This window comes from Streptomyces sp. NPDC005070 (assembly GCF_053600395.1).
On sequence record NZ_JBSFZS010000042.1, the window covers coordinates 51452 to 62648 of the forward strand.

Consider the following 11197-nt stretch of genomic DNA (forward strand, 5'->3'; position numbering starts at 1 on the left):
GCCACTCCCCCGAGCACTGCCCTGCGGTGCGGTCACCGTACGACTCCGGCCGGAAACAACCCACATACGGGGAGTGAACTTCAACAACCTGGCCAGACACGGCGGTTGGCGCGCCCCTCGGGCCGGCCGGCCCGTCCCACAGCCGTTCCGCGGGCGGTTCCGGGCCGTCCCGCGGGCCGCTGCCCGCGGGACGGCCCGGGACTCAGCCGCTCCTGGTGTAGGTCAGCTCGGCCTCGGCCGCCGAGCCGGTCTTCGCCCGCCGCAGCCGGCCGTCCGACAGCAGGGTGACCTCGGAGGCGTCACCCGGGTTGCAGGACGGCGGTCCGCCGACGGTGACCTCGGAGGGGCCGAACTCCAGCGGCCCGCCGGACCCCGGGGTGGCGGCGAGGGCGGCCTGGAAGACGCAGTGGTACCCGGCCGAGCCGTCCGCGACGATCGTCAGCACCGTGGTGCCGACACCGCCCTGCTGGATCGTCATCCGGCGCGTGTGGTGGCCGGTTTTGTTGTCGATGACCGCGTCCCAGGTGCCGAGGAACGCCTCCGGGACGGTGCCCGCCTGCGTCGTCTGCGTGCTGGGCGGCACCGTGGTGGCGCCGTCCGGAACCTGCGAGGCGCTCTGCCCCGGTGTCGTCGGCGCGCCGGAGGCGGAGCCGGACGCCTTGGCGTCGTCCTGGCCGCCCCCGCCCCCTCGCCCGTTCAGCAGCGCGAACACGCTGCCGCCCGCGCCGAGCGCGACGACCAGGGCCACGACCACGAGGAGGGCCGTGGACCGGCCGGTCCGCTGCGCGGGCTCCGGTCCGAGCGGGGCGACACCGTGACCGTACGGAGGGGTCGGGCCGTACGGCGGGGTCGCGCCGCCGGGACCGTACGGCTGGGCGGCCGCACCCGGACCGTAGGGAGGTGTCGAACCGTACGGCGGCTGGGCCGCACCCCACCCGGCCTGCGGATAGCCGTACGCGGGGTGGGCCGGGCCCTGGCCGGCGGGTCCCGGGTGCTGCTGCGGATAGCCGTAGGCGGGGTGCGGGCCGGCCGGCGCCGCAGGGGGAGGCGTCGCGCCCGAGCCGCCGATCACGGTCGGGAGATGGTTCACGGGGCCGGGCTGCCCCGGAGGCGGCGGGGTGGCGCTCCCGTCGGCGGGCGCGTGTTCCGGGGAGGCCTCGGAGGACGCGGCGGGCGCCGAGGAGGAGGCCGACGGCGTCGAGGAGGCGGCGGAAGCCGAGGCGGCGGGCGAGACGGCGGGCGGCTTGGAGAGATCGGGAGTGGCGACGGGTGCCGGCGGCAGGGCGAGCAGGGCGCCGGGCGCCGGAGCACCGGCCGGGAGCTGCGGCGGTCCCTGGTCCGGGTTCTCCGTGTCCAGCAGCCGCACGGCGTGCCGCCCGAGCTGGGCCACCAGCGAACCGGGCAGCCAGGGGTCGAGGGTGCGGCCCTCCGAGACGGTGTCCTCCGCGCCCGTGCGCTCCAGGATCTCGTCGAGACCGGGCCGGGCGCCGGGATCCTTGCGCAGACAGTCCCGTACGAGGTCGGCGAGCCCCTCGGGCACCCCCGTGAGGTCGGCCTCCTCCTGCGCGATGCGGAACATCATGGCGTGCACACCGCTGTTGGCCGCGCCGAACGGAAGGGCGCCGGTGGCCGCGTACGACAAGACCGAGCCGAGGCAGAAGATGTCGCACGCGGGCGTGACGCGGTCGCCGCGCACCTGCTCGGGAGCCATGAATCCCGGCGAGCCGACGAGCGCCCCGGTGTGGGTCAGGCCGCCGTCCGTCACCGTCTCCAGGGCACGTGCGATGCCGAAGTCGATGACGCGGGGGCCGTCGATGGTGACGAGGACGTTCGAGGGCTTGAGGTCACGGTGGATCAGACCCGCGGCGTGGATGTCCTGGAGGGCGTGCGCGAGACCCGCGGCGAGGATGCGCACGGACCGCTCGGGCAGTGCGCCGTGATCGCGTCCGACGACGGCCTGGAGCGAGGGCCCCGCGACATAGCCGGTGGCCACCCAGGGAATCGGGGCATCGGTGTCCGCGTCCAGGACGGGCGCGGTCCAGAGCCCGCCGACCCGGCGGGCGGCCCGCACCTCCTGGCGGAAGCGGGCCCGGAACTCCTCCTGCTCGGCGAGTTCGGGCCGGACGAGTTTGACGGCGACCGTACGTCCCCGGTCGGACCGCGCGAGATAGACGTGGCCCATCCCTCCGGCGCCGAGTCTCGCCAGCAGCCGGTACGCCCCGATCTGCTGCGGATCCCCCGCCCCCAGCTTCTCCATGGCAGTGCCCACCCTCCCCCATATGTGTGCAACAGACCGAGGATAGTGCGCCGTGACGGAAGCCGGGCGGGCCCGTGTCCACGGTTCCGTCACGGCTGGTGCCGTTTTGGTAACGGGCTGCATCGCCGCCCTTGCCGCCCCCGGGACCGCCCGAGCACGCCCCGGGACCGCCTCGGGACCGCCCCGAGCGCCCGGCGGACCCCCGTGCCCGGCTCCGTGACGGTTCCGCGCACCCCCGGCCAAGCCCGACAGTCTGTCGCGGAAAGCCCCCGACCGCAGACAGGACGCCGATACCGCGCCCGGTCCGTGGACATTTACGCTTCGCCGCATGACCCCTCAGCCCAACCCCCAGGCCGGCGCCGCCGTGAAGGCCGCGGACCGCGCGCACGTGTTCCACTCCTGGTCCGCGCAGGAGCTCATCGACCCGCTCGCCGTCGCCGGCGCCGAGGGGTCGTACTTCTGGGACTACGAAGGCAAGCGGTACCTGGACTTCACCAGTGGGCTCGTCTTCACCAACATCGGCTACCAGCACCCGAAGGTCGTCGCCGCGATCCAGGAACAGGCCGCGACCCTGTCCACGTTCGCGCCCGCCTTCGCCGTCGAGGCGCGTTCGGAGGCGGCCCGGCTGATCGCCGAGCGGACCCCCGGCGACCTGGACAAGATCTTCTTCACCAACGGCGGCGCGGAGGCCGTCGAGAACGCCACGCGGATGGCCCGCCTGCACACCGGCCGCCCGAAGGTGCTCTCCGCCTACCGCTCGTACCACGGCGCCACCTCCACGGCGATCAACCTCACCGGTGACCCGCGGCGCTGGCCGAACGACATCGGAGCGGCCGGTGTCGTCCACTTCTGGGCGCCGTACCTGTACCGCAGCCCCTTCCACTCCGACAGTGAGCGCCAGGAGTGCGAGCGCGCGCTCCAGCACCTGGAGGACACGATCGCCTTCGAGGGGCCCGGGACCATAGCCGCCGTGATCCTGGAGACGATCCCGGGCACCGCGGGGATCATGGCGCCGCCGGCCGGCTACCTCGCCGGAGTGCGCGAGATCTGCGACCGGTACGGGATCGTCTTCGTCCTGGACGAGGTCATGGCCGGGTTCGGCCGCACCGGCAAGTGGTTCGCGGCGGACCACTACGAGGTGACGCCGGACCTGATGACCTTCGCCAAGGGCGTGAACTCCGGCTATGTGCCGCTGGGCGGCGTGGCGATCTCCTCCGCCATCGCCGAGACCTTCGCCAGGCGGCCCTACCCGGGCGGGCTCACCTACTCCGGGCACCCGCTGGCCTGCGCCGCCGCGGTCGCGACGATCAACGTCATGGAGGAGGAGGGCATCGTCGGCCAGGCGGCCTCGATCGGCGAGACCGTCCTCGGACCGGGGCTGCGCGCGCTGGCCGAGCGGCACCCGAGTGTCGGCGAGGTGCGCGGCACGGGCGTCTTCTGGGCGCTGGAGCTGGTGAAGGACCGCGAGACCCGGGAGCCGCTGGTCCCGTACAACGCGTCGGGCGAGGCGAACGCGCCGATGGCCGCGTTCGGCGCCGCCGCCAAGGCCCGCGGTCTGTGGCCCTTCATCAACATGAACCGCACCCACGTCGTCCCGCCGTGCAACATCACCGAGGCCGAGGCCAAGGAGGGCCTCGCGGCCCTGGACGAGGCGCTGTCGGTGGCGGACGAGCACACGGTGTGAGGCCCTTGAGGTCCTGACGGTTCCCGCCCCTGGCGCCCAGGAGTTCCCCTTCCGACGCTCAGGGGGGCGCCCCTCCTGATGCTCGGAGGGCGCCGCTCCCGGTGGGGGTCGGTCGTGGTGGTTCTCCGTGTCCCTATAGGGGGTGGCGGGGAGTCGGACGGCCGGCCCCCACGGCGTATGGTGGCCTGCTCGACGAGGTACGCGAGTGGACGCGCGCACCGACCCACGCGACGGGGAGTGAGATCACCACCATGGCCGGCACCGGCGGCAGTGGCGCCGTAACACGCAGCACCCTGCGACAGCAGATCGCGGACGCGCTCCGTGACGAGGTGCTCGGCGGGCGCCTGCGGCCCGGCCAGGAGTTCACGGTGAAGGAGATCGCCGAGCAGTACGGCGTGTCCGCCACCCCGGTCCGCGAGGCCCTGGTCGATCTGTCGGCCCAGGGGCTTCTGGACGCTGACCAGCACCGCGGCTTCCGGGTCCACGAGTACTCCGGCGCCGACTACCGCGGCATGATCGAGGCGCGCAGCCTGATCACGGAGGGCATGTTCCGGAGCCTCGTGGCGAGCGGCATGCCGCAGGCCGACGACCCCCGCGCGCTCGCCGCCCTCGCGGCCGTCCGGCGCCGCGGCGAGGAGGCCCAGCGCGCGGCGACCGCCGGCGACCTGAACATCCTCATCGGCTACGACCTCCGTTACTGGCGCGAACTCAGCAACCTGTTCGGCAACAGCTATCTCGCCGACTTCCTGCACCGGATGCGGGTCCAGTCCTGGGTCTGCACGGTCCAGCACCTGCGCCACATCTCCGATCTCAAGGGCCATCTGTGGTCCGGCCACACCGAGCTGGTGGACGCCCTGGCACGCCGCGACGCGGACGGGGCGCGGGCGATCGTGACGGCGTACAACGAGCACGCGCTCACCCTCATCGAGCGCCTCGACGCCCCCTGAGACGCGGGCCCCGGCCGGATCATCCCGTTCCCGTGTTTGGGGACACTCCCGCCGGGTGATCGGGAGGATGGGGGCGTGGCCCCTGGAAACGGACAACCCCGGCCCCCCGGCGGCCCAGTTGCGCACCGGCCTCTTCACAGGACCGCCACGCGCATTACGCTGCCCTGACCACCCTGCACCCCAAGGAGCAAGAGGAGCCGTCTGTTGGCCTGTGACCTGTGGTTGGTCCCGCTCGTCGACGTGCTGTGCCACACCCCCGACAACCCCTTCGCCGAGGAACTCGCGCTCTACGACAAGGTGCTCGCCGAGGCCGGGCTTCCCCCGGTGCCGGTGTACACGTACATGCCGGGCCTGTCGGGTGACGTGGCCCCGGTCGCCGGCTTCGACTACGACGCGCTGCACTTCCTGCGCCGCGCGTACCTGCTCCAGATGTGCGGGCTCGCGGTGGCCCCGGTCGACGAACTCGGCGGCGACTACGAGCAGTTGCTGGAGATGTTCGAGACGAACGCCCAGCAGTCCCATCTGGTCTGGCACTACGACCACGCGGGCGCCTACGTCCCGGTGGACTTCCCGCACCCGCTGGCCAACGACGAACTCCTCGCGGGCGGCGGGCCGCTGGGCTCGTCCCAGGTTCTCCTGCGCGAACTCGAGTTCGTGGCCCCCTCGATCGGCATCGACCCGGCGAACCCGCCGGCGCCGCCGCAGCCCCCGAACGCCCCGACGGAGCTGGAGGAGCCCGCCGCTCCGGCCCCCTACGACTCCAGCCCCTTCGCCCGCGAGCGTCACGTCTGGCTGGGCCTCCACGCCGCGGCGACGCGGAGTCTCGCCCAGGGCTCCATGATCGTCTTCAGTTGATCCGTCCGTCTCGGGGTGCGGGGCCCGGTCTCATGGCCCCGCACCGCGGTCACCTCACGGCCCCGCACCGCGGTCCGGCCGTCAGCCGAGCTGGGACAGGCCCTGGTGGAGATCCTCCGCGTTCATGACGGGGGTGAGTTCCACGCGGGCACCGAGACTCATGAAGAACGGCTCGGCGATCCCCGGCATCTGACTGCTGTCCTGCATGTCGAAGACCATGTAGCAGGTGCGGCTGCCCTCGTGGGCGGTGAAGTAGGCCGACTCCGGCTTCAGCCGGTCCATCGTCCGCTGCATCAGCTCCGGCAGCTTTCCACTGCGGATGAGTTCGTTGGCCTTGTCCGTGTCCATGGTCGCCTTGAGCATCACGCGCATCGCGTTCTCCTTGTCCGTCTGCCGACGCACGCAGAAGCACCTGAACGTGCGCTTTCAGGCTATTCCCCCCGCCTTCGGCTGGCTCACCGCGGCGATCCGGACATCACTCTCTCCAGTGAGGCCCGGACCCACCCCGGTCAGCTCGACTCCCGCACCACCAGGCGGCAGGGAACCGTGTGGACGCCACCGAGGGCCGGTTCGGCAGTACCGGCGATGGCATCCGCGTCTGTACCTGTTTCGGTGTCGGTGTCGGTGTCGGTGTCCGCGTCGATCGCTTCCAGCAGGCGCAGCGCGGCGATCCGGCCGATCTCGGTGAGGTCCATGTCGATGGTGGTGAGCGGAGGGCGGCAGGCCAGTGCCATGGTGTCCCAGTTGTCGTAGCCGACGACGGCGATGTCGCCGGGAACGTCCACGCCCCGCTCGCGCAGCGCGTCGGCGACGCCCCGGGCGATCTGGTCGTTGCCGCAGAAGAAGGCGTCCGTGTCCGGGGCCGTGCGCAGCACCGCGTCGGCGGCCCGGCGCCCCCACGCCTCGCTCCACTCGCCGAAGTGGACACGCCCGCCGGCCAGTCGCAGCGAGGAACGCCCCAGGTGCTCGGCCGCGTGCCGGGCGCGGTCGCGGGCGGCGGCGTGGTGCTCGGGTCCGGTGACATGCGCGATCCGGGTGCGGCCCGCCGCCAGCAGGTGCTCCACCGCGAGCCGGGCGCCGCCCCGGTCGTCGGAGACGACGGAGGTGTCGGCCGGGTCGGTGGACGGGGAGAGCGCGTAGACGATCGGGATCGGGTCGACGCCGGTGAGCGGCGGGCGCGGGTCCGTACGGCGGCCGGTGACGATGATGCCGTCCACCCTGCGCTCCATCAGGTTGCGCAGATGGTGCTGCTCACGGATCGAGTCGCCCCGGGTGTCGCACAACAGCACGGAGATCTTCCCCGCGCCGAGCGCGTCCTCGGCGCCGAGCAGCACGGGGGTGGAGAAGCGGCCGATGCCGTCCGTCGTCATCAGACCGACCGTCCAGCTCCGGCCGGTGTGCAGGTTCCGCGCGTGCTGGTTGGGCCGGAAACCGAGCGAGTCGACGGCGTCGAGAACCCGCTGCCGGGTCTCGGGCCGCATCCGCCCGCCACCGTTCAGCGCCTTGGACGCCGTGCCCACGCTGACCCCCGCGAGGGCGGCGACATCGGCGAGCTTGGCCCGGACGGCGGAGGACGAGCGCGGAGCAGATGGCACGGGCAATCCTTTTCCTTCGCGTCGACCAGGACGTCACCGTCCCCAGTCGACGACATGGGCGACTCCATCGTGCCAGCGGCCGGAGGTCCGTGCCAGAGCCGGAACAGCAGAGAAAGTATTACGTCGCTCCCCTTGACCCCTTCGGCCACCTCCCCTCTACTTTCCGGCAGGAAAACGGTTGCTCAAACAAGCTCCGAACACCTCCCTGCCCTCGTTCGCGAGCACTTCCCTGCCCTAGTTCCCGAACACGTGACGACCAGTCGAACATCGAGCACGCGCCGACGAGAACCGGAGAACCATGCCCCGCACACACTCCGCCGCCCGCCCCGGCACGGGACCCGTCCACCCCACCCCCGGTGCTCGCGGCGCGCTGCGTCCCGCGCCCGCCACAATCGGCGCCGGCTTCTGGCACACCCGCCGTGAGGTCAACGCGCGCACGTCCATCCCCCAGGGCCCGGACCTGCTGGAGTCGGCGGGCAACCTGCACAACCTGCGGCTGGCGGCGGGCACGGCCGAGGGAGTGTTCCAGGGCGCCTACCCGTTCCTCGACACCGACGTCTACAAATGGCTGGAGGCCGCCGCCTGGCGGCTGGCCGAGGAACCCGCGGGCGCCCTCGCCGCCGAGGTGGACCGGATCATCGCCCTGGTCGCCGCGGCCCAGCAGCCCGACGGCTATCTCAACACCTGGTTCCAGCTCCGCGGGAACGGCGAGCGCTACAAGGACCTGCGCTGGGGCCACGAGCTGTACTGCGCGGGCCACCTCATCCAGGCTGCCGTGGCCCACCACCGCACCACAGGCCGCCCTCAACTCCTCGACGTGGCCCGCCGTTTCGCCGACCAGATCGACGCGACGTTCGGCGCCCCGGACAGCGGGAAGCCCCTGGACGGCATCGACGGCCATCCCGAGATCGAGACCGCCCTCGTCGAGCTCTACCGGGAGACCGGCGAGGACCGCTACCTCGACCTGGCCGCGTACTTCGTCGACCGCCACGGCCACGGCCTGCTCGGCGGTGAAGCCTACTGCCAGGACCGCGTCCCGCTGCGCGAGGCGACCACCGTGGAGGGCCACGCCGTACGGCAGTTGTACCTGCTGGCCGGGGCGGCGGACCTGGCCTCCGAACAGGCAGACCCCGAACTCCGCGCGGCCGGCGAACGCCTGTGGCGGGCCATGGTCGCGACGAAGACCCACCTCACCGGCGGACTCGGCGCCCACCACGACGAGGAGGACTTCGGAGACCCCTACGAACTCCCCAACGAGCGTGCCTACTGCGAGACCTGCGCCGCCATCGCCTCCGTCCAGTGGAGCTGGCGCATGGCCCTGCTCACCGGCGACGCCCGCTACTCGGACCTGATCGAACGCACCCTCTACAACGGCTTCCTGGCCGGGGTCTCCCTGGACGGCGAGCGCTGGCTGTACGTCAACCCGCTCCAGGTCCGGGACGGCCACACCGACCCCGGAGGCGACCAGTCGGCCCGCCGCACCCGCTGGTTCCGCTGCGCCTGCTGCCCGCCCAACGTCATGCGGCTGCTGGCCTCACTGGAGCACTACCTCGCCTCCACCGGTCCGGACGGCCTCCAGATCCACCAGTACGTCACCGGCGAGTACCGCGCCGACCTCGCCGGCGCCCCCGTCGTCGTACGCGCCGAGACCGACTACCCCTGGCACGGCACGGTCGCCCTCACCGTCGGGCGGACGCCCGACGCCCCCTGGACCCTCTCCCTGCGCGTCCCGCAGTGGTGCGGCTCCTTCCGCGTCCACGACGGCGAGCGGACGTACGACACGGACGCCCCCGTCCAGGACGGCTGGCTGCGCCTGGAGCGGGCCTGGACCCCCGGTGACCGGGTGATCCTCGAACTCGCGCTGGACGCCCGGCTCACCGCGGCCGACGCGCGCGTCGACGCCGTACGCGGCTGCGTGGCGATCGAACGCGGCCCGCTCGTCTACTGCCTGGAGCAGGCCGACCACCCGGGCGGCGGCCTGGACGGCATCGTCCTCGACACCACCCGCCCGCTCGCCGTCAAACAGCGCCCCGACCTGCTCGGCGGCGTCACCACCGTGCTGGCCGCCGGACACCGCCGCACCCCGCCCACCGACGGCTCCTGGTGGCCCTACGGCCCCGCCGACCGCACCGGTCCACCGCCCGGCGACCCGGTCGAACTCACCGCCGTCCCCTACTACGCCTGGGCCAACCGCGAGGACGGCGCCATGCGCGTCTGGCTCCCCACAACCTGACCCCACTCACCCCCACCCGCCCATCCCCCTCTGCCCGCCACCCCCGCTCCCCTCTGCCCCCCACTCCCCTTCTGCGCCCCCACTCGTCCGCACGTCTCTCCGCACGTCCGTCTCTCCGCACGTCCGTCTCCCGACAACGAGGTCGCCCCGTGAGAAGCACCCGCCGCACCCTGACCGCAGCCATAGCCACCGCCTGTGCCCTCGCCACCGTCACCGCGTGCGGCGGCGGCTCCGGCTCCTCGTCGACCGGCTCCTCCTCGACGTACACCTTCTGGGATCCCTACCCGCAGTTCGACGCCTCCTCCGACTGGGGCAAGCGCGTCACCGCCTGCGGCACCGAGGCCGGGGTCAAGGTCAAGCGCACCGCGTACGACACCACGGACCTGGGCAACAAGGCACTGCTCGCCGCCCAGCAGGGCAACGCGCCCGACGTGATGCTGGTCGACAACCCCGTCGTCTCCACCCTCGTGGAGGCGGGCATCCTCACCAAGACCAGCGACCTCGGCCTCGACACGGCCGCGATCCAGAAGAACATCATCGGCGCGGGCACCCTCGACGACGCGGCCTACGGCGTGCCCATCGGCGCCAACACCCTCGCCCTCTACTACAACAAGGACGTCCTCTCCGCCGCGCACGTGGACCCGGCCGGCATCAAGGACTGGGCGTCGCTGACGGCGGCCCTGAAGAAGGTCAAGACGGCGGGCAACAAGGGCATCACCTTCTCGGCCATCAACACCGAGGAGGGCAGTTTCCAGTTCCTGCCCTGGTTCTGGGGCGCGGGCGGAGACCTCACCCGGCTCGACTCCGCGAAGGGCGTGGCGGCGCTCACCCTGTGGAAACAGTGGGTCGACGAGGGCTACGCCCCCAAGGACGTACTGAACAACACCCAGACCACGAGCTGGCAGGAGTTCGCGACCGGGGACTACGCGTTCGGCGAGAACGGCACCTGGCAGCTCGGCAACGCCGAGAAGGCCGGATTCCCGTACGGGGTCGTCAACATCCCCGCGCAGAACGGCGGTTCGGCACCGGTGCCCACCGGCGGCGAGTTCGTCACGGTCCCCGTACAGAAGGACACCGGGCGCTACGACACGACCGCGAAGATCGTCACCTGCCTGACCAGCGCCGAGAACCTCCTGGCGAGTGACACCACGCTGACCTATGTGGCGCCCACCGCAGCGGTGCAGGCCCAGCAGGTCAAGGCGAACGCGAAGCTCAAGCCGTGGGTGGGAGCGGTGGCTTCGGCGCGGGGCCGCACCAGCGGGGGCCTCGGCACCAAGTACCCCACCATCTCCGAGCAGATGTGGACCGCCGTCCAGGGGGCTCTCTCCGGCGCGAAGACCCCCACCACCGCCCTGTCCGACGCCCAGTCCACAGCCTCCAAAGGCTAGGCACAGAAGCCCTGTTCGCCCCTGCCCGTCCCCCACCTGGGGCTCCGCTTCAGACCCCGCTCCTAAATCGCCGGAGGGGCTGAAATTCACGCCCGCACCCAAGCCACCGCGTACCCGCAGCCGGAATCCGGCGGAAGGGGACGTGCCGGTACATCGATGCCCGTCGCCACCGACGCCCACCTCTCACCCAACGGCGACGGGCTGATGCACCGGCACGGCCCCGCCCCACCCACACAAC

The 11197-nt window shown here is 72.4% G+C and carries 8 protein-coding genes; 5 read left to right on the top strand and 3 right to left on the bottom strand.

The genetic code is table 11. The features are described from left to right. Positions 1–202 precede the first annotated feature (202 nt). The gene (locus tag ACWEBX_RS16750) at positions 203–2257 is read right to left on the bottom strand and encodes a serine/threonine-protein kinase (protein ID WP_451885582.1); all 2055 of its coding nucleotides are present in this window, start codon (positions 2255–2257) and stop codon (positions 203–205) included. A gap of 328 nt (positions 2258–2585) precedes the next feature. Here ACWEBX_RS16750 and ACWEBX_RS16755 point away from each other — a divergent pair, with 328 nt between their 5' ends. The 3 genes from ACWEBX_RS16755 (at position 2586) to ACWEBX_RS16765 (ending at position 5743) form a co-directional block, all read left to right on the top strand. Then, complete coding sequence (locus tag ACWEBX_RS16755; RefSeq protein ID WP_451885583.1) at positions 2586–3941, top strand: aminotransferase class III-fold pyridoxal phosphate-dependent enzyme; 1356 nt, start codon at positions 2586–2588, stop codon at positions 3939–3941. 251 nt (positions 3942–4192) lie between these two features. Beyond that, positions 4193–4888, top strand: a complete 696-nt coding sequence (locus ACWEBX_RS16760; RefSeq protein ID WP_451885584.1) for a GntR family transcriptional regulator — start codon at positions 4193–4195, stop codon at positions 4886–4888. A gap of 204 nt (positions 4889–5092) precedes the next feature. Next, complete coding sequence (locus ACWEBX_RS16765) at positions 5093–5743, top strand: hypothetical protein (RefSeq protein WP_451885585.1); 651 nt, start codon at positions 5093–5095, stop codon at positions 5741–5743. Between the two features lie 81 nt (positions 5744–5824). Here the strand turns inward: ACWEBX_RS16765 and ACWEBX_RS16770 are convergent, their stop codons facing one another. Further along, on the bottom strand, positions 5825–6115 hold the full coding sequence (locus ACWEBX_RS16770; RefSeq protein WP_451885590.1) for a DUF3303 family protein: 291 nt from the start codon (positions 6113–6115) through the stop codon (positions 5825–5827). A gap of 137 nt (positions 6116–6252) precedes the next feature. Then, on the bottom strand, positions 6253–7338 hold the full coding sequence (locus ACWEBX_RS16775; RefSeq protein WP_451885586.1) for a LacI family DNA-binding transcriptional regulator: 1086 nt from the start codon (positions 7336–7338) through the stop codon (positions 6253–6255). A 298-nt stretch (positions 7339–7636) separates the two neighbouring features. Between ACWEBX_RS16775 and ACWEBX_RS16780 the strand changes: the two genes are divergently transcribed. Both ACWEBX_RS16780 and ACWEBX_RS16785 read left to right on the top strand, forming a co-directional pair. Next, complete coding sequence (locus ACWEBX_RS16780) at positions 7637–9571, top strand: glycoside hydrolase family 127 protein (RefSeq protein ID WP_451885587.1); 1935 nt, start codon at positions 7637–7639, stop codon at positions 9569–9571. Between the two features lie 149 nt (positions 9572–9720). After that, positions 9721–10959: a sugar ABC transporter substrate-binding protein gene (locus ACWEBX_RS16785; protein ID WP_451885588.1), complete on the top strand. Its 1239-nt coding sequence runs from the start codon at positions 9721–9723 to the stop codon at positions 10957–10959. Positions 10960–11197 lie beyond the last annotated feature (238 nt).

Excerpts from the sequence above, each read along its gene's own strand:
- ACWEBX_RS16755 (WP_451885583.1), top strand. The coding sequence starts at position 2,586 with ATGACCCCTCAGCCCAACCCCCAGGCCGGCGCCGCCGTGAAGGCCGCG.
- ACWEBX_RS16750 (WP_451885582.1), bottom strand. The coding sequence starts at position 2,257 with ATGGAGAAGCTGGGGGCGGGGGATCCGCAGCAGATCGGGGCGTACCGG.
- ACWEBX_RS16770 (WP_451885590.1), bottom strand. The coding sequence starts at position 6,115 with ATGCGCGTGATGCTCAAGGCGACCATGGACACGGACAAGGCCAACGAA.
- ACWEBX_RS16760 (WP_451885584.1), top strand. The coding sequence starts at position 4,193 with ATGGCCGGCACCGGCGGCAGTGGCGCCGTAACACGCAGCACCCTGCGA.
- ACWEBX_RS16780 (WP_451885587.1), top strand. The coding sequence starts at position 7,637 with ATGCCCCGCACACACTCCGCCGCCCGCCCCGGCACGGGACCCGTCCAC.